Origin of the sequence: Winogradskyella forsetii (genome assembly GCF_013394595.1) — a bacterium.
GTDB lineage: Bacteria > Bacteroidota > Bacteroidia > Flavobacteriales > Flavobacteriaceae > Winogradskyella > Winogradskyella forsetii.
Genome location: NZ_CP053348.1, coordinates 1,423,644 through 1,446,202, shown reverse-complemented (window position 1 = coordinate 1,446,202; position 22,559 = coordinate 1,423,644). Strand labels below are relative to the sequence as shown.

The following is a 22,559-nucleotide window of genomic DNA, read 5'->3' as shown; positions in this document are numbered from 1 at the left end:
GTCAATAATTAATCATTATTCTTACCTAATGTTATTATAAACCCAATTATCGGAAATAAAATAGTTAAATAAATCAATATTGACTTTGTAAATTTCCCAGTATATTTTTGCTTTCGTATTCGTTTTATAGTAATAACCATAAGAATAATACTTACAAAAAAAATAAAATATAAAATGTATGACTTATTCATAATTATAAAATTTTTAAATTTAACAATTTTCCCATATACAACTTGCATAGATTTCAGCTAGACAAGCTGGGGCACCAGCCGCACAAAATGCATATTCAATAAAATTCATTTGGTTTATTTCATCATCTGCACAAGTTGTTATTCCATCAACGCTACATGCATAATCGCCAGCATACTGATATAGTTGAGAACTTACTACTACACCTTTATTTATCACAGAACTAGCTATTAATTGATTTTGAACGAATACCTCAAAAGTTCCATCAAAATTACTGAAATTTGTTCTCAAATTTGAAATATCATCCTTAACATCATCAGACTTAAATACATGTGTCCTAGTGGGTAATCTCTCATAAGTATCCCTATTAGTTATATCAATATCAATGACATACAAATATGATAGCGAATCTATTTTTATTGCATCAACAATTAAATCCTCTCCTGATACAGTTACACTCGTGTTTTTGGCATAATTTTCCATTGAATGATTTTCCACAATTTCTGAATCATTTAAATCAGGACTGCAAGATGCTAGAAAGATGATATTAATTATCAATGTTAATATTGCGAAATGCTTTATTTTTTTCATAAAATATTTTATTGTTTTATTGTTAATTAAATTAATGTTTACTCGTATCGATTTTCAACTTTGATGCTCATAACATCTTTTCTCGAATCAATTATTATTTGATGTCGTCTTAATTAATTTCGACTTTTAGTGGTCAGCTATTATTTGACCTCAATTTAATTTTATAAAGATTAATGTAAACAATATAAATTGCTACTAATAAGATTTAAATATGCTTATAAATTCTGTTAGATGGTTAGTCTAAAATTACAGAAATTCTATACAACCTATCCAACTGACGATAGGCCAAAAATTGTGATTAAATACCTTTAATTAAATTACTTCATTAAAGAAAAAGAAGTATAGTCTAGATGTATGTATTATTAGTATACAAAAAAATAATTAGAAAACAAAAGAAAATTCGATTATTTCTTATAATACTTTCTAAATTTCATATAAGAGAAATATCCTAGTATAGCAACAACACCCAAAGTTATAGCAATAAACTGAAAACTCAATATTTGATCTCCACTGGCATAAGCATGTAATCCTGATAAATAGAAATTAACGCCAAAATAGGTCATCAAAATACTCGCAAAGGCTAGAATGGACATCAAATTATAGAACCAGCGACTGCGTAAGCCTGGCACTAAACGCATGTGAATCACAAAAGCATAAATCATAATACTAATTAAAGCCCAAGTTTCTTTTGGGTCCCACCCCCAATAACGTCCCCAACTTTCATTTGCCCACATACCACCAAGGAAGTTGCCTATGGTTAGCATTACCAGACCAACTGTTAATGCCATTTCGTTAATTATGGTTAGTTCTTTTATGTTAATTAGCATGCGTTCTTTGTTCTCTTTAGTTGTAAAGATCATAAGTAATAATGCGACGACCCCTAAAATCATACCAATGGCAAAAGGGCCATAACTCGCTACAATAACGGAAACATGAATCATTAACCAATAGCCTTGAAGAACCGGTTGAAGATTCGCAATTGCAGGATCCATCCAATTCCAGTGCGCAACCATTAAAATCATAGCGCATACAAATGCAGATGCCGCAACTGTAAGATTACTTTTTCTACCCAACAACAGGCCGAATAACATTACGGACCAGGCCACATAAATCATGGATTCGTAAGCATCACTCCATGGTGCGTGACCAGATAAGTACCACCTCCAAATTAAACCAGCAACATGCATTGCAAACAACAACACAATAACACCTATAAAAACATTTATAGCAATCTTGAGCCCTTTGCTTTTATATTTAAAGATTTGAACAATAATTAAAATGAATAAAACCGCAGCCGCATACATGTACCAACTATACAAGCGCTTGAAAATATCATAATCGTTGTAAAGAATTTCAGATTTTATCTTTTCGTCCGATAGCATCACTTCGCTACCTAATTTCTGCTGTGTTTTCTTGATGCCTGCTAATAAATTTTCAGCTTTAGAATAATCGCCTGTTTGCTTGGCATTGTTTAAGGTGACCAAATACGCGCTAAATCCATTATTGATAAAATTGGCGTATAATGAATCTTTTATTTTATCCCTATATCCTTGTTCCCGAAACTCCAAAGCCGAAATCCATTTATTGTTTTCATCGCCTGGTATTGGAAATATCTTATTGGAACGTCCTTCTATGGCATTATACAACAAATTAACTCTAGAGTCTGCTTCCTTTACTTCCTTTTGAAAACCATTAGGTACTTGCGCTTTATAAGCTTCCTCTAAATAAGGCGCTAATTTGTAGCGTCCGTCAGGTGTGAAATAATCTACTAATTTCGAATATTTTTGATCATAATCAATTCCGATAATGGTTCTAATGGAATCTGCTTTTCTAGGCTTTAAATAGATAATTGGCACATTGTACCAAAGCATCGGGCTTTCTTGAATGGACAGAAATACTTGATCGGCATTAAAATCTTCATAAGTATCTTTTTTGCTCAATTTCCGCAACATTTCAGATGAAAATGTATGCATCGGCATCATACGACCACCATAATCCTGAACCACCATTTCCGAGAATTTCGCCGCGTGTTCCTTTGGTGTAATATGAACGCTTAGAATGGAATCAATTTGTTCTTTACCTGTTTTTTTTGAATGATCGTGACCATCATTTTCCGTGTGGACTTGTGCAAAGCCAGAAACACTGATGAGAAGCAAAATCATGGTCATCATTTGTGCTTTCTTTTCTTTCAATTTTTTTAATCTACTGCGTATATCATCAAAACGTGTGTTTTTGGCAAACAGAATGGCCATCAGTCCAAAATACAATAGCATATAACCAGCATAGGTGATGTAAGTTCCCCAAAGGTCATGGTTTACAGATAGAACAGTGCCTTTTTCATCGGGATCAAAACTCGCTTGGAAAAAGCGATACCCTTTATGATCCAAAACATGATTCATATAGATATGATAATCAAAATCGCCTTCTTCCTTATCCAAGACCGTCACTTTACTTTCGTAAGACGAATAGGCTTTTTCCGTACCTGGATATTTTTCAGCAATAAAATCGTTCAATTTAATTTGAAAAGGCAGCTCTAAAATTTTAGGCCCATATTTCAACGCCATTTCCAGTCCTCCTATTTCAAATTCTTCATACTGGCTATTAATACCTGGACCACCTAAAACACCTATTTCCTTTGTGTCACCATTTGCTGATACTTCCAAAATAAGTCCGTCTTCATCACCTTTTAACAACTGTGATTTTTTTACAATTCCAAAGTTCCCTTTTATAATTGGCTTAGGTAATACAATTTGCATATTTCCAATTATATAGCGTGACCTAAGAATCAAAGGCTGTAAACTATCTTTAACTAATTTTCCTGTAGTACCTGTTGCCATGGTCATATATTCACCATCGTATGGTGAATTGATAAAAAGTCCATCGTCGGTTTCGGAAATATTAATGGCGCCTTCTTGAAACTTATTTAACGAGACCAGAACATTATGTAGGTTGGCTACTTTTCCTTCTTCCAAAAAATGATTATGTGGTGCGCCTTGACCAGCTTCAACAATCTTTAAATAGCGTTTACCATCTTCGCTCGGAATTATATCTTTTTCAGCACCTTTAATCAATTCCTTAAGCTTAACAGTAACTTCCGTTTTACCATAATCAAAGGTTTTATCGAATTCATTATCCAATCTTGGGGAAAAATCAACTTCTTCTTCAATCCTGCGCTGCTGTAATTGGCCGTTTATTTCAAAATCGCCAACTATGCGTCCGCTTATATAGGCTTTTCTAGAGAAAAACTCACTTTCAGTCTCCCCTTCCCTAATCGGCATCATGCCTTCATAACCAACATAGCGTGTTATAAATGCTCCTAAAAGAATAAAAATGAAAGATAAATGTAGAATTAGCGTCGCCCACTTTTCCTTTTTATGCAATCGATACCTAAAAATATTACCTACAAAATTGATAACAAAAAATACCATTATGGTCTCAAACCACCAGGCATTATAAATCAACGTTCTGGTGTATGGCGTTGGAGACGTCTCCATGTTTCGATCCAAGATTGTACCAACTGCCATGGCAACAGCAAAGGCAATAAATAAAAATGCAGTAAGTCTTGTAGAGAATAGGAAATTAGCGATTTTCTTTTGCATAGCTATAGGCTTTTTTAAGCTCGCGCAAAGATATGGTTTTTAAACGATTTAGATGTAGGATTCAACGTTTCAAAAGTTGTTAAAATTCTATTAATTCAGCATACTAATTCCCTGATTTTGACTTCAACATTTTATTTTGCTCTTGCATCAGTTCTTTTAAATCTGCCAATAACTGAATGTCCTTTGGTGTCACTACGGTTTTGTCTGTTGTATCTTGGGCTCTGGTCCTCAGTCTGTTCATAAACTTCACAATGATAAAAACGGTAAAACCTATGATAATGAAATCCAGGAATACTTCAGATAATTTTCCGTATGCTATAGCAACTTCTTCGATGGTAATTGTTCCTGAAGCATCTACTACAGCATCCCTTAAAACCCATTTCTTTTCATCAAAATTAACACCATCCGTCAATAAAGATAATGGCGGCAAAATTACTTGCTTTGCCAATACATCTATGACCTTGTTGAATGCCGCACCAATAATAATTCCGACAGCCATATCCATCATATTACCTTTAACCGCAAACTCTTTAAATTCCTTAAGCAAACCCATTCATATGAATATTTAAAATTAAGGCGCAAATTTAAGAAGAAGCCTATTAAAGATCACTGTTTTCTAGCGGCAAAAATGTTCATATACATAAAGGTGCCCATTTTTCGTGCTCTGCGTTTAGCGTTTTCGGCATAATCGCCTTCAAATAATTCGTCTATGGTCTGAATCCATAAATTGAGCCATAAGCCAAAATGTAATTCTGTAATGCTATGGTTAAAAGCTTTATCAACTTTGATATGCGCTTCTAATGGATTGCCAAAAAATTTTGTTTTTAAAAACAAACTGGACTCCCAAAAGGTCGTTAAATGCTGAAGATGCGTATCCCAATCTTTTATGGTTTCGTTAAAAAACGGCCCTAATTTTTCGTCTTTTCTTACTTTTTCGTAGAATTTGGAAACCAACAGGAATATATCTTCTCTGGTTTTAATGTCTTTTTTGTTCATTATTAATTTCGATATTTTGTGCGACAATTTGGGCTGTTGTTATTTATTACCCATAATTTGTTGCTACCGATATGTTGTCCCTCACGGGACAATTGAATTCGATTATTTTTTATTGACGTGTTGCTACCGATATGTTGTCCCTCACGGGACAATTGAATTCGATTATTTTTTTTATCAATAATTCTATTGATATATTGTTTATAAAAACACAATTGGTTTATTTTTTCTCGACATGTTTTTCGTCCTTGCTACCGATATGTTGTCCCTCACGGGACAATTTCATTATATGTTTCCAATAGGTTTTAAATTAAAACCTATTCTATTATTTTTTTCGACATATTTTTTGTCCCGTGAGGGACTATCTATGGGTAAAAAATGCTAGCCTAGAGCTATTGTGCCTTTAGGTACAACATATGGGTTAAAAATCATCTAACAGGTTTCAAAATATATCGCTCATCATATTCCACGTTAAAATCCTTCAACAGTTTTAAATACTCATCTTGAAATTCAACTTTCTTATGATGCGCTTCTTGATTTTTGATATAATTTATAATTCTCGGAACATCAGACTTAGAATACGAAAATGCACCATAACCAGATTGCCATGAAAACTTGCCTTGAACTAATCGCTTGTCATTTATCCATTTAGACGAGTCATGCTTAACCATTTTCATTAAATCTGATAACGCCTGCGTTGGTCGCATCCCAAAAAGAATATGAATATGGTCAGGCATACCATTAATCTGCAAAACCTTATGATTGTTATTTTGAATAATTCCCGTTATATATTTGTTCAATTCCGATTTCCAACCATCGTTAATAAGGCTTTGTCGGTTTTGAACCGCAAAAACCACCTGAATATGAATTTGTGTGTATGTGTTTGGCATAATTAATAACACATAGCGTACCTAAAGGCACGCTGGATTAATGGAATGGAATATATCTACCGATATATTGTCCCTAACGGGACAATTTAATCTTAATATCTTTTACAAAGATTCTTTCTATCAATGGCCAATTGATTGAATATTGCTTTTTACCAGAAAATTGTCCATGAAATGACAACCTCATTGGCATAATCCAAAGTTATCATTTTAATCCAAAACTACTTATCCTAAAATAATCTTAGAATATATCAACCGATATATTGTCCCTAACGGGACAATTGCATCTTATATCTTTTACTAATATTCTTTCTATAAATGGCCAATTGAATGAATATTGCTTTTTACCTGAAAATTGTCCATGAAATGAGAACCTTATTTGCATAATCCAAAGTTATCGTTTTAATCCTGAACTTCTTATTCTAAAATAAGAAATCTTAGTATTTTTACACCATGATATCAGTTATAATTCTTGGTGCTGGCAATGTGGCCACACATCTTTATAAAGCATTTTCAGAGTCTGAAACCATTTTGGTTAAACAATGGTATAATCGAACGCGTGCTTCCATTTCTTCCTATGCCAATGAAGTTGCTGTTACAGATAAATTGAACGAATTAAAGGAAGCCGACATTTATATTTTGGCAGTTAGTGACGATAGTATTTCACAATTATCATCCGATTTACCGTTTTCAAATCGGCTAGTCGTTCATACTTCTGGAAATGTTGCCATGCACGATTTGGACAAGAAGAATAAAATCGGTGTTTTTTATCCACTACAGACGTTTTCTAAAGCTGCGGACATCGATTTTAGTGATGTACCAATTTGTGTTGAAGTCTATGAAAAAGAAAACCTTCAACTTTTAAAGGATTTGGCTAAAGCTGTGGATTGTAAACCGCATAAAATTACCACCGAACAACGGCAAACCCTTCATTTAGCGGCAGTTTTTGTCAACAATTTCACGAATCAACTCTATAGAATCGGACATGAAATTTGCGAAACCAAAAACATAGAGTTTGAAATCTTACATCCTTTAATCGAAGAAACAGCAAAGAAAATCCAGAACATGTCACCATATATGGCACAAACAGGTCCTGCAAAACGCAACGATAAAAAAACCATAAAGCGACAGTTGAAACTGACTGAAAAAGAAGAGCATGAAACGATTTACCGATTGTTGACGTCTTCGATTAAAAAGACGCATAATATTTCGACAAAGTTAAAAAATAAATAATGATAGAACCAAATGCAGAATCAAGCGAAAAACAGTCGCCTTTCTATTTAAAGAACGAATTATTTTGCAAAAAATTTGAAGACTTCATTAGTCAACATGACGGAAATTCAAAAGGTAAATACAATGCATGGTCTTATTTAGTTTACGGAAAAATCATTAAGCCAAAAGAATGGGCTTTAGAATATAAAAAATCAACTTTCACTTCAGGAAATTTATTTTTATCCACAAAATCGCAAAGTTTATTTGTTTCCGCAATTTGGAAAACTCGAACTAATAAGGCTTTTAAAAGTGATTTTCTTATCCGAAAAAAGAAATTCACGGATTCTATTTTGAAATTAGTCAATCAAAGTATAAAAAAGATCGAATCGCACCAAAACTACATATTAATAACAAACAGAAATTCATTTGAAATTCAGAATTTAATACAAGTTCTTCAACCCTTATTTATTACAAATGAAATATACCAAATTACCTATCAAAAAAATATATTGACCATAGACTTAAGAACAGAAAAACATTATTTTGATATATTTAGCAAATTAATAGAGTTAAGCATATAACATAGAAATAAAATGAACGACGACAAAAGTTACAAAGAATACTTAGCAGATATTACCACCTTTATTTTTGATGTTGATGGTGTACTTACCGACGGCACAATTTCCGTAACCACAGAAGGTGAAATGTTAAGAACCATGAACATCAAAGACGGATTCGCCTTAAAAACTGCCATCGATGCTGGATTTAATCTTTGTATTATTTCTGGCGGTTCTAACGAAGGTGTCCGAACACGTTTGGCTGGATTGGGCATTAAAGACATTTTTTTAGGGGCTCATAATAAAATTGAACAGCTTAACAGTTACTTAAACCAACACAATATTTTAAAAACCCAAGTGTTGTATATGGGAGACGATATTCCAGATTTTCCTGTGATGAAACTGGTCGGTTTACCCTGTTGTCCACAAGATGCTGTTCCTGAGATTAAAGCGATTTCAAAATATGTATCGCATAAAAATGGTGGAAAAGGGGCGGTAAGGGATGTCATTGAACAAGTGCTAAAAGTACAAGGGAAATGGAATGGTAATTTTGGTGCTAAGTATGACTAGTATTCAGTTGGCAGTCGGCAGTAAGCAGTAAACTAAATATCATACTTACTCTTTCAATTTTAAAAATAACGAATAATATAAATGTCAAGCAGAAGAAGACATAGCACAGGGTTTGGTTATATTGGTTTTGGTAATAGTCAGGCGACATTTAACCAAAGGTCTGCAAAACCATTTTCCAAATACAAGGAAAAATTGGATCTTGAAGCACATTTGCATTACAAAATGCATTTTTTGCATAAAGATTTAACCAATGAAGACAAACAAAACATTAAAGCAAAAATAAGAAGTCAAGAACGGAAACTATTAAAACAAACGGCATTTGTCAGTGCCATTGTTTTTATTATCATAGCCGTTTTTGCTTACTACCTCATTAACCAAATATTATCCCACTAATCCCTCAAATGATCCACTTTCTCAATTTAATTCGCTGGAAAAACTTACTCATCATTGCGCTGACGCAATACTTAATAAAGTATGCCCTTTTGTTACCTTTCCGTGAAAGTCATGGTGTTTTCATAACCTTAAGCGATTTCAACTTTTTCCTTTTGGTTTTTGCTACACTTTGCATTGCCGCTGGAGGTTATATCATTAACGATATTCACGATATTGAAACCGATAAAATCAACAAACCCAATCAACTCATCATTAATAAGCACATTACAGAAAAAACGGCAACAACAGTATTCATGGTGTTAAATATCATTGGGGTTGGCATCGGTTTTTATTTAGCTAATGGTATAGGGAAATCTGGTTTTTTCGCCATTTTCTTTATAGCTTCTGCATTGCTCTATATTTATTCGACTTCACTAAAACAAATTGCCGTTGTTGGTAATGTTGTAGTTTCAATTGTCGTCGCCTTAAGTATTTTGTTGGTCGGAATTTTTGAATTGATTCCCGCAATGAATGCCAATAATAAAGTGGTTCAAACGACTTTTATCAATATCATTAAAGATTATGCCATTTTCGCCTTTATGATAAATTTGGTTAGGGAAATGGTAAAGGATATTGAAGATATTGATGGTGACCATAACGCCGGAATTCAAACTTTACCTGTACTTTTAGGTAGAGCACGAGCAAATAAAATCGTTTTTATCTTGTCGTTGGTTCCTATATTTTCCGTAACCTATTATGTCATTACTTACCTATTCAAACAACAATTGGTTGTTGGTTACTTTTTAATTTTGGTCATCGCACCATTAATTTACGTCAGTATTAAACTATTTAACGCTGAAACTAATGCACAATACAAACATATTAGTCTGGTTTTAAAAATAGTGATGCTTACAGGAATGCTATCTTTGTTGTTGTATAATTTTATCTTGAAATAACATGCTCAAAGAAAAACTCAAAGATTTCAACCTAATTCTAGCCTCAGCCTCACCACGTCGTCATAAATTTTTAAAAGACCTACATCTCGATTTTGAGATTCAGCTAAAACCTGTTGAAGAAATTTATCCTGATCACCTAAAACGTGAAGAAATAACCGATTTTTTGGCACAACTAAAAGCTGAACCTTTTGCCAAATCTTTAAAACAGAAAGACCTCCTAATTACTAGTGACACCATTGTTTGGCTGGACGGAAAAGCCATAGGAAAACCCAAAGATAAAGACGATGCCTTCAAAATGATAAAATCGTTGAGCAATAAAACCCATGAGGTGGTGACTTCAATATGCTTCACCTTAAAATCTGAACAACGCATCGTCAACACCATCACAAAAGTGACCTTTAAAAGCTTGACCGATGATGAAATCTCATATTACATTGACCATTTCAAACCCTTGGATAAAGCTGGTGCTTATGGCATACAGGAATGGATTGGTGCAATAGGTATTACAAGTATTGAAGGGTCTTACAACAACGTCGTTGGCTTACCAACCCATTTACTTTATGAAACGTTAAATGCCATTGCAGACGGCATTTAGAGCCTTATCTTTATTATAATGTGTTTTATTTTACGAGCTGTCACGCTGAGCGCCTGTCTATTGAACAGGCAAGCAGTCGAAGTGTCTCTTTAAATTTTAAAATATTCAATTTATGATAAAAATATTAAATATAAAAAACAGACTGCTTTTTAGTATTGCGTTACTCGTAACGTTGTTGTCGTGCAAAGAAAATAATACTTCAACTTCAGAAAATAAAACAATTTCACAAACCAAAACACAACCATCAACACCAAAAACCAAATTGTCATCAGAATTTAAAGATTATTGGTATAATGGTGAAGCAGAAATTACGTCCTACAAATTAGAACAGGCGCGTTATGGTGAAATACGGGAAGGCACAGCAGTTTTAATATTTGTAACTGAAGATTTTTTACCAGAAGAACAAGTCAAAGCTGACAACTATAGTGAAAATAATATTCCTGTTTTAAAGCTTAATGCCACCAAAAATTTCAATACAGGTATTTACCCCTATTCGATTATGCAAAGCACCTTTTATCCTGTAGCAAACAATCAACATGCTTTAAAAATTTCGGCCTCTGTTCAAGAATGGTGCGGCCAAGTGTATACACAACTCAATAATAGATCTGATTTTGAAGTGATGTCGCATTCCTACTTTCAAGGCGAAGCTGATGAAACATTTCATATCGAAAAAACCTGGACGGAAAATGAGCTTTGGCTAAAACTGAGAATCGACCCTAAGAGCTTACCAGCAGGATCATTGAAAATTATACCTTCTGTTGAATATACGAGATTAAAACACGAGGATATAAAAGCTTTTGAAGCCACTGCAAACCTTAACAACAGCACTTACACATTGACTTACAATAACCTGAACAGAACATTACGCATCAATTTTAATCCTATTTTTCCTTATGAAATTTTAAGTTGGGAAGAAACTTTTTTAAGCGGTTATGGTGATGCTGCTTCCGTTTTAACCACTAAAGCCACGAAATTAAAAACCATAAAATCTGATTATTGGACCAAAAACAATAATTCGGATTTAAGTCTGAGGGAAACTTTAAAGTTGAAATAAAAAATTCAGGAATCTAAACTATATTTGTTCAGACCAAAACCACAAGAATGCCAAACTTTTTTCAAACCCACCAATCGGAAATTATATATTCAGTAGTACTGCTTATAATTTTATTCATAATCCGAAAAATAATTGTTATCACCGTAAAAAAAATTGGTCACAAAAGTGGTACAACAGAAGCAAGAGCGACACTTATTGGTCGCTATGTGACTGTTGTATTGGTACTTATTGCTATTTTGATAGAGTCCATTATTCTCGGCGTGGAAACGCAACAAATTTCTTTAGTTTTTTCTTCGGTTTTTGCTGTAATTGGTATTGGGTTATTTGCTATTTGGTCCATCCTTAGCAATATCACTTCTGGTGTTATTATGTTTTTTTCCTTCCCCTATAAAGTTGGCGATAAAATTAAAATACACGATAAAGACGCACCAATTGAAGCCATTATAGAAGATATTAGGGCTTTTCAACTTATTTTAAGGGAAGATAATGGTAATATTACCACCTATCCGAATAATCTTATTCTTCAGAAAGCTGTAACTTTAATGGAAAAAGATGCTTTGGACGATACAAGTATTTTATAACACATGAGGAAAAGAATCGCCAAAAAACGTACCCAAAATCATAAAAAACATACGGGAAAAGCGCCTGGAACCCTTGTATATACGGGAACCAAAAACGACAAACCCCTTCATATTGAATCCTTCGACTATGACAAGGACAGCATCAGGGAAAAGATTCTCACCAATATTGAAGATGCCTTTGCATTTAAGGATACGGATTCCGTAACTTGGATTAATATTGATGGTTTAAATTCAATAAAAGAGATTGAACAAATTGGAACGCAATACGATTTGCATCCGCTGGTGCTTGAAGATATCGTCAATACCACACAGCGTCCCAAAATTGATGAATACGATGATTATCTCTTCGTCGTCCTAAAAATGCTGTATTATGATAAGGATGAAAACATTGTTATTGAGCAAGTGAGCTTTGTTTTGGGAAAAAATTACGTGCTATCGTTTCAAGAATCTGAAGGTGATGTTTTTGACAACATACGAGAACGAATACGATTGGGAAATGGCCGTATTAGAGGTTTAAAATCTGATTATTTACTCTATGCGTTGATTGATGCGGTTGTCGATAATTACTTTAGCATCATTGAAACTTTAGGGAATAAAATTGAAGATTTAGAAACCGATTTATTTGCTGGCAATGCAAAGGAAGATATCAATATTGAAGTCCAACAACTAAAACGTGAAATACTAAAAGTACGTCGTGCTATTTTTCCGCTTCGTGAAATTATCAACCGTATCGAAAAAGGCGAACACCCATTGATTTACAAACGCACAATCACCTATTTTAGAGATGTTTACGATCATTTAATTCAAGTATCCGAAAATATAGATATTTACCGTGAAATGATTTGGAGTTTAATGGATATGTATATGACCACCATTAGCAACCGTATGAACGAAGTGATGAAAGTCCTCACCATTATGTCATCCATTTTTATTCCATTGACCTTTCTTGCTGGTATCTACGGAATGAATTTTGAGTACATTCCAGAACTGCGATACCGCTATGGTTATTTTGTACTGCTTGGCGTGATGTTCGTTATGTTTTTGGGTTTACTGTATTATTTTAAGCGTAAGAAGTGGTTGTAGGATATGAAGATCCATTTGATATTTGCACGTTTTATATATTAAAAATAGTAAGAATTATAAAGCTTGATATTATTAGCCTTAAAACAGACCACCCAGAAGTACAGACTTAAGCGAAATAACGTTACTTTTATGGCTTAAGTAACCTTATACAGGTGTTGTAGGTAATTTGACCAATGAGTACGGAAAACAAAAATGAATTGAAAAAACAAGAAAAGACAATCCGAAAAAGTCTTGCATTGGTGTTTATTCCAATTTTTATTGTAATTATCTCTATCTCACTAATTCAAAACAATTCGCAGAATTATCTTAAAAAAGAATATGAAAAAATCCGAAATAACTCATACTCTGGAAAAATAACAAGTCTATTATTAGTCAAAGATAACGGACGAACTAGACCGATTTTAATTGACAATAAATGGGAAAAAGAAATTCCTTTTTTCATCCACGAAAAAATAAATATTGGAGATTCATTATATAAGAAAATTGATTCTGATTTTGAATATTATGTTAGAAATTCAAAAACGGACACTATAAAAAGAGATGTCAATGAATTTTATCGTAAAAAATATTTTGACAAACTGAATGAAAAATAAAAAAACTAAAAATGAACACTCAATGTCCTACAGCACCACCTAATAAAAAAGAATAAATCACAGATATTGGAAAGATATTAGTCGCAGAACACGGAAATAAAAAATACTATAAGCCAGAAGAAGTTAAAAAACCCTCAAAAAAATCTAAACACTATGATTCTAGCGGAATAGATTGGCATTGTTGGGCTATGTGTACATTCTCTTCTCATTCTGACTTTGACGCTTATCACGAAATTACTGGAGAGGTATGCAACTATGTTGATATGAAAACCGAAATGTTAAGTGGACTTACAACTTCGACTTCTGTAGATTGGTTAGCAATTCCTGATTTAGATATTGACGCTTCTTGGCTGGATTTCGGAGATGTCTTTGATGGATTATTAGAAGGTGTTGGAGAATTTATTGGAGGAATATTTGACGGACTATAAAAAACTACCTACAACATTGTGTATAGTTCATTGCTTGCCAAGTGCTTATCTGGAAAATTCCTTCGGAATTTTCTCAGGCTCGTCAAAGTTTGCTAAATTAGTAACTTAATCACGCAACAAACCATACACTGAGCGTTGGCAACAAGCTGAAAAACAACATAGATGGAATTTAAAGGAGGAGCAATAATCATAGGTTCATTACTTTGGGACAACGAACCGAAACGAATTAAATGGAGAAAACTCTATCTAGAACCTACAGAAAATCTAATTCCATTAAAAGCTCGAATTCGTTACGGAAGAGAATCAAGTTCTCGTAGAAATACACATACAATGATTTTGTCAAATCACCCAAAAACGGAATTTGGAAACGCTTACATTTTGAGATTTAAAGAAGTACTTAAAAACGCTCGAAATTTAGAAAGTCAAGCATTTGCTATGGCATCAGCAGAAGGACTTTGGAAAAAAACTGGGCCTTCTTTAAATAAAAGTTGGGGAACTGTTGGACTTTTAATAAACCCAAAATTAGAGGAAAGTAGAAATCTTGAAATTATAAAAGAACGCTGGACAAAAATATATTCTGAATATAATTTCAAACCTTCTGATTACACAATAGAAAAAGAAACCGAAATAATTGATAAAAACGGATTTCTAAAAATAAAATGGACTGACGAAATGAATGAATTTGATTTTCTTATAGCGACATTGACTGTTCCTAATCCAAAATCATTTCTTACAGAAAAAATTATTGCGGAAAAAATTAATGATACAGGTTACGATGAATATTTTTTGAACAATTATAAAAATGGAATTCGGACATTTCAAGACGAGGAAATAATTAACAAATTGAATAAAAAGCCAGTTGCCAACACCGTATAAAATTAATGGCTAGTTCTCGCCTACTTACGAAAATCCTCGCGGATTTTCTATCTGGTGTTTTTTTGCTAAATTAGGTGCTTAAACACGCCACTAATCTTATACAATCACGTTAGCTACAATATGAAAAAACGAACATTCGAAATGAAACAAACATTTTTACTAATTCTAATACTGATGAGTATCTTGGTAAAAGCCCAAGACAAAAATCCTACTCTCAAACCTTTCGAATTAGATGGTCTTGGAGAAATTACTGCACCAGATCCATTACCAGAGACTGGTTGGGTCATAGCATCATCTGAAATGGAGTTAGTAGATATTAAAACAGATTTTCCTTATCGATTAGTTGCATATTTTGAAAGTAAAAAACTAATTTCATTACACGTGATTTTTGGAGAAAATGGAGATGGTTTACCTTTTGAGATTTATGAGAAAATTAGAAATGAATTAATAAAACATTGGGATAACTTGCCGACTGGATTCGTAAAAGACAGAAGAAAAATAGGAAACAAAGCTCAAGTATGGGAGACAAAAAATTATCGTATTGAATGGACTTATCAAAATCAACCTAATTCAAAAACTAACAAAATGGGTTGGCTATTTTTATACAATAGAACTCACTTTATAGAAGATTATTTAGAAAATTAAAAATACTGTAGCTAACAACGTGTATAATTCATTGCTAGTTATAGCCTATTTACGAAAGTCCTCGCGGACTTTCTATCTGTGATTTATTTGCTAACTTTAGTGCTTAAACACGCAACGAAATCATACACAAACCCGTTGTGGTTAATTTACCAAGCCAATGAGCAGTTAACTAAACGAGAAACATAGTTCACTCATTATCGATTTGAAAGTAAATTAACTCGAATTAAATTTAAATGATTAACTTAAAACCAACAACGGTATGAAAAACAAACGAATTAAAACTTATCTCAAATTTGGAATCCTACTCTTTGGAATTTCCGCTATTTCCATTGCCTGTCAAAAAGATGATAATGTTTCTACAGAACAAAACTCGGAACGTAAAATTCCTAAAATAGAAACAATATCCTATGATGATGCCAATACTACTTTTAGCAATCTTAAAGCCCAATACAATTTAGATAGGTATAAAGCCTCAAGATTTTCTGAGAATATACAAGCTAAATCAACTACAGATACTCTTGGGTTAATTATAGAAACTGATATTATTAAGCAAGCGACACTTGGCGATTACACATCTTATACAATGAAGATTGTACACCAAAATGATAGTACAGTTTTCTATAACCTTACCATAGAATATAAGAATGGTGAATCAGATATGTTTATCACTAAATATACACCAACTGAATATTGGCTAAACAATAAAGGTGACGTATATCAAGGTGAGGTGCAATCAAAAAGAGCTACATTGACACAATACACCGACCCAGAAGAAGCCTTTGAAGAAGAGTTAGGTGGTGGTCTTGGCAATCCAGCTGATTATGGTACTGGCGGAGGTGGTGGAGCTATTTACAGCTCAGATTATCCTGTTGGTTGTATAGGAACTGTTGTTGTAACTACTAATTATATTACGACACCATGTGGTTGTGGACACACAAGTATGTCTGAGTGTGGAGGCTGTATCGCCTATACACCAAGATTCCCATCTACAGAACAAGTCATAACTTACGCCTGTGAAGAAAGCTGGGACATTGAAGACCCTTACGACCCAGGAGACACAGGAAATCCTGGAGGTGTCTCTTTACCTGACCCAACAGAAGATGACCCATCAATTACAGTTACAATAAAACCCGAAGAATGTACTGAACGATTAGATGGTGACTTAGACGGAGATTGCGCTTTGAGTCCATATGAATTCTGTATGCTTGGGGACTATAGCCAAGAAATATGTGATTGTGTTGCAGATGAAAATACTCTTGCTGAATGTGTTGAGGAAGATGAACGCAATAGACGATGTAATCAATTACAGCAAATCGCAAATAATGGCAATTGGACAAATCGTATGCAAGAGTTAAGAACAGCCACAACTGGTAACACAGAAATACTTTACTATGGTAACATTGGTAATGATGGCAATATGGACTATTCTTCTGGTGATAGAATAGAAAGTGACCCTAATACACATGGCATACCTAATCACACCATTCTTAATCCGACAGATTCCTTTATACACAACCATTTTCTAGGAGGTTTACCTGTTTTTTCACCTGGTGATTTATTCTCATTGTGGTCTTTATACAGTAATAACCTCATTAATAATGCAGATACTTTTGTTATGTATCTTACTACAACTGGCAATAGCAATGCATCTACAGATGATGATACTCTATATGCTTTAACTATCTCTGATACAAATGCATTTTTAGCTAAAGCTTCTATCTATCTAAGTGATGAAGATGCTTTGTCTTTATTATTTAGAGATAAGTACTTTATTAATCCAAATATCTCTGCTAATATTAACGAACAAAAGTTCCTTTTTGCATTAAAAGATATGGATTTAGGGCTAACATTATACAAAGGCGATAAAGATGATTTCACCAATTGGTCACAACTAAAACTAAAGAATGACAATACAACAATAAACGAAAAACCTTGTAATTAAAAATAACGATTATGAAAAATATAGTATTAGTACTCATAACATTAATAACGTTTTACAGTTGTAAAGCGCAAACAATTTACCCATTAGGTACACCAAGAGAACAAATTACTGAAAATAATTTCTACATAAAAGATATAGAAAATATTCACGACCAAGTCGTTGGGGTTTGGAGATGGGAAAGTGGAAATTCTTCTTTTGAAATTACTTTACAGGAATTTGAACAGAGCCCAGGTTTTGAAGGTTCAACATTTTTTAAAGATGTTATTCATGGAAAATATAAATATATTGAAGATGGAAATATAATTGCCGAAGTTATAGAAATCCCAAATCTAATTCAAAACAGACCAAAAGTATATGTTGGATATGAATCAGAGAATACATTTTTTATTCAAATATCAGACATTATAAGCGAGAAATACAAACAAGGAACATTTATTATAAACGATGATGGTACGGCAACAATAAGTTTACAAGACCCAATTGGTACAAGTGGTATTAGAACACCGAATGACCCACCACCTAACAATTTAGAGTTTCAACTGCCAACGAACATAACGTTGACAAAAGAGGAATAAAAAACTAACCACAACAATGTATATAAGAAATAGCAGTTAAGAGCTAGACATTAGTTTTGTTCTTTTCTGCTATCTTTGTTTATAACTTAAAAAGTAACTACATTTTAACCTGCTACTTCTCATATACGGATCCGTTGTGTGTAATTGCAAAATAAAATGAGAGAAACATTAATAATTCTATTTTTGATACAAACGTTCAGTCTTTTTGCACAGGATAATTCGGAATATATCGATGAGCCAAATCTTGTGGAAACTAAAAATGTATTATTCAGCAAAAACAGTTGGGAACCTTTTAATGGAAATTCAATCTATTATGACCAAAATTCAAAATTGACTTATAAAAATAGAATTAAAAATGGAATAGCATATTATACTGAGGTTTACAATGAAAACAACAGTTTAAATTACGTCATTGACAACGGAAATTATTTGGACTCGGAGAATACTCTTTTGAAAAGCAAGTTTAATGATAATGAGAAATTTCAAGACAGTAATCAATACCAAAGAGTGAATATTATTATCCGATTTCACGAGGATTATAAAACCGGTACGAAAACAAAAGCAAATGGTATATTCAAATTTGACTTTAACAAAATACACTTTTCAAACGGTGGAATAATCAAATTGGAAATATTCTACGACGAAGAATGTGAACGAATCAAAGAAAGTTACGAAATTTTCAACACAGATTTGGGCAATGTATTTGACGAGGAAGTTGGAGAAATCCATCATGGCAAATATGAACTTTGGAGCGATGACGGAAAATTAGCTGAAACTGGAAAATACGAAATGGGAAAGAAAACTAATTGAATGAAAACAACTACACACAACAAAGTACTGTGGTAAAAAACAAGTAAAATCCATTAATTTTTCACTTCCATACTTGTATTCCTGTATCATATAATAATTGGTTTTAATTCTTAAAATTGTCGATTACCCGATATTTATTGCGGGTTCAATTTATATTTACTACTTTAATTTTAACTACATATACTCAGAGACCAAACTAAATATTTTCACCAAATACTATGAAAAATTTAACCTTACTTTTTTTCGGATTTCTAATTTTAGGATGTAGCTCTGATGATGGCGATGAAACAACCACTGAAGACTTCGTAACTTCTCTTAAATATACAGTCAAATTGACAAATTATCCAGACGAAATTGTTTACATTCAGGAATATTCTTTCGACGAACAAGGAAAAGTAATTTCCGAAAATTATACAAATATTAGTAATCCGCAGCATAGTCATTTCAGCACATTTGAGTATGACAACAATGGACGTGTTCTTAAAGAAATTAGAGATGGAGAAGTTTTTTTTAATGTAATTTGGACAAATAACAATGCCGAAGTTTATAATATTCAGAATCAAAAAATATCTGAATTTAATTTTAGTGGAGAAATATTAACCGACCATAAGGTAGGATTTTCTACAGATAATATTCGAACGAAAAACTTCAATTATGACTCATCAAACCAAAATATAGTTTCTATTGAAAACGAGACTGAAATTTATGTAGAATATCTAAATTATGATTCAACTAAAAGAAACCCATTGAATTTAATCAAATCTATTGGTATTTTAAGAATGGACTATAAACCCTATTTTAAAAATATTTTCGCAACAGAAAAAGCCTATCCTTTTGATGGAGGCGATTACTCCCAACCATTAAGGTTTTATGAATATAGTTATGTATTTGATTCTGAAAATAGAGTTTACCAAATTGAAGACGATAAAACGCTAATTTACACCCGACAATTTGATTATGAATAAATAACCTTTTCCAAAAAAGTACTTCGCTGAAACAAATAAACTCATCCTTAACAAATTCCATAAAAAAAAGCGACCTGCAATTTAGGCCGCTTTTTTATGTTTTAGAATTCTTACTTATTTCTACTTCGTAACAATCGTCAATTCATCCACAATATGCTTGGCGTTAGAGTATTTATCTATCAACCAAAGGACATATCTAATATCGACGTTGATGGTACGTTGTAAATCTTTATCAAAAATAACATCTCCTGCCATAGCTTCAATGTTTCCATCAAAAGCCAAGCCAATCAATTCGCCATTTCCATTGATTACAGGCGAACCAGAATTTCCGCCAGTAATATCATTGTCGGTTAAAAAATTCACAGGTAATTGTCCACGTTCATTGGCATAACGACCGTAATCTTTCTTCTCGTAAATATCAAGCATACGCTGATCCAAATCAAATTCGCTATCATTTGGCTTATACTTTTTAATCATACCTTTCAATGTGGTGTAATTATTTTGGTCGGCATCATTTCTCATATCTTTTGGTAAAGCTCTCACTTTTCCATAAGATAATCTTAAGGTAGAGTTGGCGTCTGGATATTGGATATCGCTTAATCCAGATTCACGTAAGCCCTGAACTAACAATCTGTAGGACGCTTCAAAATCATTTTCTGGTTGAACTAATTCCTCAGGGTTTTCTCTATACTTATCCAATAACTGATTCGATAATTTAAACATAGGATCATTTTCTAAAAGCGCTTCATCAGGATAATTCAAAAATGCCAGTGCGCCTTCTTTAGAACTAAATAGACTCAAATTAAAAATCGCATTGGTATACGTTGAAAAATCATTATCGTTTTTAGCGCCTATTTCCGCCACAATCTCTGGTAATGAATAATTAGATTTGGACGCTAATAAACCTAGTTGTTTCGCTAAAACTTCTTTTTCCAATGGCAAGTGAAAATTCTTATAGGAATCTTCTATAAAAGCTTCTAATCGTGGTTTTAGATTTTTGCGTTCTGCTTCACTAGCGCCTGCATATTGTTTTAGTCCCGATCCCACTCTATATGGTAGCACAGCAAATTTACTAGAGCGCAACAAGCCCAATAGATAGTTGCCTTGCTTTGATTTTTCATTAGTAAGTTCATAATAGTTATTGATGTTTTCAATGACTTTACCGTATTTAGCTTTGTTAGCTTTCTTATTTGCCCACTTTTCAAATTTCGCTTCGGTCTTACGCTTTTTTTCTACGGTTTCATGCTCGGTTAATGCTTTAATCATTCCTGCCCTATTTTTCCAGTAGTTGGCAATTCCTGCATACGTTGATGCATACATAAGATTTATGGATTCATCTTCGTCCATATATTTTTTCATGACGTCCATACTTAACTTTGAGCCTTCGACCCAAGCAGGATAGGCATAGTTCACATTTTGCTCAACTCCAGATGCTGGCATCCAACGGTTAGTACGACCAGGATATCCTAAGATCATGGCAAAGTCGTTTTCCTTTACACCATCAATATTAACTGGTAAATGATATTTAGCTTTTAATGGTACATTGTCTTCGGCATATTCTGCAGGTTGACCGTCTTCATCTGCATAAACCCTGAACAATGAAAAATCACCAGTATGTCTTGGCCATTCCCAGTTGTCTGTGTCTCCACCATATTTACCAACGTTTTCTGGAGGTGTCCCCACTAAGCGAACATCCGTATAATCTTCGTAAACAAAATAGTAAAACTCATTGCCTTGGTAAAATGAACGTACGGAAACCGTGTATTTTCCACCTTCGTTATTTTCTTGTTCTATTTTAGCGATTTCTTTGTTAAGTGCCGCTTCCCGTTCTTTTTCGCTCATGCTATCGTTAACTTGTGCCAACATCCGTTCAGAAACGTCGTCCATACGGACAAAAAAGCGAACATATAGGCTTTCAGGTTTCATTTCTTCTGCCATTGAACCTGCCCAAAATCCGTTTTTTAAATGATTTTGTTCCGCTGTAGATAATTCGGCAATGGCATCGTAACCGCAGTGATGGTTGGTTAATACCAAACCGCTATCTGAAACAATACTTGCGGTACAACCACCATTAAATTGTACAATGGCATCTTTTAGACTCTGATTGTTAACACTGTAGATTTCTTCGGGCGTTAGTTGTAAGCCCATTTTTTGCATATCGCGATAATTTAAACGCTCAATATGCATTAAAAACCACATACCTTCATTTGCCATTACTGACGAAAATGAAATTATAAAAGCAATAATTGTAAGGAATATTTTCTTCATGTTTTGTTGTTTTGATTTTAGCTATAAAAATACTGAAATTTATACGCTTTTCAGAAATGGTGAAGAAAAAGGTTTAATTCAATTACTTCGCTAGCTTGAAATAAAAAGTAACGTATTCAGCACAAGTGTGATAACTATGTGATACCTATAAGAGCTAACCTCTCATTCAATTGAGCAAGGTTAAAACAGGCATCTCAGCTATTTTTAAACTCTATAAG

Annotated in this window: 23 protein-coding genes; 17 read left to right on the top strand and 6 right to left on the bottom strand. The window is 33.3% G+C overall.

Annotated features, from left to right (window positions below; genetic code table 11):
* Window positions 1-210 precede the first annotated feature (210 nt).
* The 5 genes from HM987_RS06300 to tnpA form a co-directional block, all read right to left on the bottom strand.
* Complete coding sequence (locus HM987_RS06300) at window positions 211-780, bottom strand: hypothetical protein (RefSeq protein ID WP_179006251.1); 570 nt, start codon at window positions 778-780, stop codon at window positions 211-213.
* A gap of 404 nt (window positions 781-1,184) precedes the next feature.
* Window positions 1,185-4,379 carry a cytochrome c biogenesis protein CcsA gene (ccsA, locus tag HM987_RS06295; RefSeq protein WP_179006249.1) on the bottom strand — a complete coding sequence of 1,065 codons (3,195 nt, stop codon included), beginning with the start codon at window positions 4,377-4,379 and terminating at the stop codon, window positions 1,185-1,187.
* 103 nt (window positions 4,380-4,482) lie between these two features.
* Window positions 4,483-4,932: a large conductance mechanosensitive channel protein MscL gene (gene mscL / locus HM987_RS06290; protein WP_179006237.1), complete on the bottom strand. Its 450-nt coding sequence runs from the start codon at window positions 4,930-4,932 to the stop codon at window positions 4,483-4,485.
* Between the two features lie 53 nt (window positions 4,933-4,985).
* Window positions 4,986-5,375: a group III truncated hemoglobin gene (locus HM987_RS06285; RefSeq protein ID WP_179006235.1), complete on the bottom strand. Its 390-nt coding sequence runs from the start codon at window positions 5,373-5,375 to the stop codon at window positions 4,986-4,988.
* Window positions 5,376-5,800: 425 nt separating this feature from the next.
* A complete protein-coding gene (gene tnpA, locus HM987_RS06280; RefSeq protein ID WP_179006233.1) occupies window positions 5,801-6,262 on the bottom strand; it encodes an IS200/IS605 family transposase in 462 nt (153 codons plus the stop codon).
* Window positions 6,263-6,712: 450 nt separating this feature from the next.
* Between tnpA and HM987_RS06275 the strand changes: the two genes are divergently transcribed.
* The 17 genes from HM987_RS06275 to HM987_RS06195 all read left to right on the top strand — a co-directional run bounded on the left by HM987_RS06275 (window position 6,713) and on the right by HM987_RS06195 (window position 20,073).
* Window positions 6,713-7,492 (top strand): Rossmann-like and DUF2520 domain-containing protein, encoded by a 780-nt coding sequence (locus tag HM987_RS06275; RefSeq protein WP_179006232.1) that lies wholly within the window; start codon window positions 6,713-6,715, stop codon window positions 7,490-7,492.
* On the top strand, window positions 7,492-8,052 hold the full coding sequence (locus HM987_RS06270) for a hypothetical protein (RefSeq protein ID WP_229724627.1): 561 nt from the start codon (window positions 7,492-7,494) through the stop codon (window positions 8,050-8,052). Before HM987_RS06275 ends, HM987_RS06270 begins: the two co-directional genes overlap by 1 nt.
* Before the next feature lie 12 nt (window positions 8,053-8,064).
* Window positions 8,065-8,598: a KdsC family phosphatase gene (locus HM987_RS06265; protein ID WP_179006229.1), complete on the top strand. Its 534-nt coding sequence runs from the start codon at window positions 8,065-8,067 to the stop codon at window positions 8,596-8,598.
* Window positions 8,599-8,679: 81 nt separating this feature from the next.
* A complete protein-coding gene (locus HM987_RS06260) occupies window positions 8,680-8,991 on the top strand; it encodes a hypothetical protein (RefSeq protein WP_179006227.1) in 312 nt (103 codons plus the stop codon).
* Between the two features lie 8 nt (window positions 8,992-8,999).
* Window positions 9,000-9,926, top strand: coding sequence for a geranylgeranylglycerol-phosphate geranylgeranyltransferase (locus HM987_RS06255; RefSeq protein ID WP_179006225.1), 927 nt, complete (start codon window positions 9,000-9,002; stop codon window positions 9,924-9,926).
* Window position 9,927: 1 nt separating this feature from the next.
* Window positions 9,928-10,521 carry a Maf-like protein gene (locus HM987_RS06250; protein WP_179006223.1) on the top strand — a complete coding sequence of 198 codons (594 nt, stop codon included), beginning with the start codon at window positions 9,928-9,930 and terminating at the stop codon, window positions 10,519-10,521.
* Between the two features lie 112 nt (window positions 10,522-10,633).
* Window positions 10,634-11,575: a septum formation inhibitor Maf gene (locus tag HM987_RS06245; protein ID WP_229724626.1), complete on the top strand. Its 942-nt coding sequence runs from the start codon at window positions 10,634-10,636 to the stop codon at window positions 11,573-11,575.
* Between the two features lie 47 nt (window positions 11,576-11,622).
* Window positions 11,623-12,156 (top strand): mechanosensitive ion channel domain-containing protein, encoded by a 534-nt coding sequence (locus tag HM987_RS06240; RefSeq protein WP_179006220.1) that lies wholly within the window; start codon window positions 11,623-11,625, stop codon window positions 12,154-12,156.
* A 3-nt stretch (window positions 12,157-12,159) separates the two neighbouring features.
* On the top strand, window positions 12,160-13,239 hold the full coding sequence (corA, locus tag HM987_RS06235) for a magnesium/cobalt transporter CorA (RefSeq protein ID WP_179006218.1): 1,080 nt from the start codon (window positions 12,160-12,162) through the stop codon (window positions 13,237-13,239).
* 197 nt (window positions 13,240-13,436) lie between these two features.
* The gene (locus HM987_RS06230) at window positions 13,437-13,832 is read left to right on the top strand and encodes a hypothetical protein (protein WP_179005702.1); all 396 of its coding nucleotides are present in this window, start codon (window positions 13,437-13,439) and stop codon (window positions 13,830-13,832) included.
* A gap of 188 nt (window positions 13,833-14,020) precedes the next feature.
* Entirely contained in the window at window positions 14,021-14,260 is a 240-nt protein-coding gene (locus tag HM987_RS19525; protein WP_229724599.1) for a hypothetical protein, read from the top strand.
* A 162-nt stretch (window positions 14,261-14,422) separates the two neighbouring features.
* On the top strand, window positions 14,423-15,136 hold the full coding sequence (locus tag HM987_RS06220; RefSeq protein ID WP_179006216.1) for a hypothetical protein: 714 nt from the start codon (window positions 14,423-14,425) through the stop codon (window positions 15,134-15,136).
* Window positions 15,137-15,277: 141 nt separating this feature from the next.
* Complete coding sequence (locus tag HM987_RS06215) at window positions 15,278-15,781, top strand: hypothetical protein (RefSeq protein WP_179006214.1); 504 nt, start codon at window positions 15,278-15,280, stop codon at window positions 15,779-15,781.
* 259 nt (window positions 15,782-16,040) lie between these two features.
* Window positions 16,041-17,723, top strand: a complete 1,683-nt coding sequence (locus HM987_RS06210; RefSeq protein ID WP_179006212.1) for a hypothetical protein — start codon at window positions 16,041-16,043, stop codon at window positions 17,721-17,723.
* An 11-nt stretch (window positions 17,724-17,734) separates the two neighbouring features.
* A complete protein-coding gene (locus HM987_RS06205) occupies window positions 17,735-18,298 on the top strand; it encodes a DUF6705 family protein (RefSeq protein ID WP_179006210.1) in 564 nt (187 codons plus the stop codon).
* 156 nt (window positions 18,299-18,454) lie between these two features.
* On the top strand, window positions 18,455-19,108 hold the full coding sequence (locus tag HM987_RS06200; RefSeq protein ID WP_179006208.1) for a hypothetical protein: 654 nt from the start codon (window positions 18,455-18,457) through the stop codon (window positions 19,106-19,108).
* A 218-nt stretch (window positions 19,109-19,326) separates the two neighbouring features.
* Window positions 19,327-20,073, top strand: coding sequence for a hypothetical protein (locus HM987_RS06195; RefSeq protein ID WP_179006206.1), 747 nt, complete (start codon window positions 19,327-19,329; stop codon window positions 20,071-20,073).
* Window positions 20,074-20,193: 120 nt separating this feature from the next.
* On the opposite strand, the gene HM987_RS06190 is transcribed toward HM987_RS06195, so the two are convergent.
* Window positions 20,194-22,341: a S46 family peptidase gene (locus tag HM987_RS06190; protein ID WP_179006204.1), complete on the bottom strand. Its 2,148-nt coding sequence runs from the start codon at window positions 22,339-22,341 to the stop codon at window positions 20,194-20,196.
* Window positions 22,342-22,559: the final 218 nt, after the last annotated feature.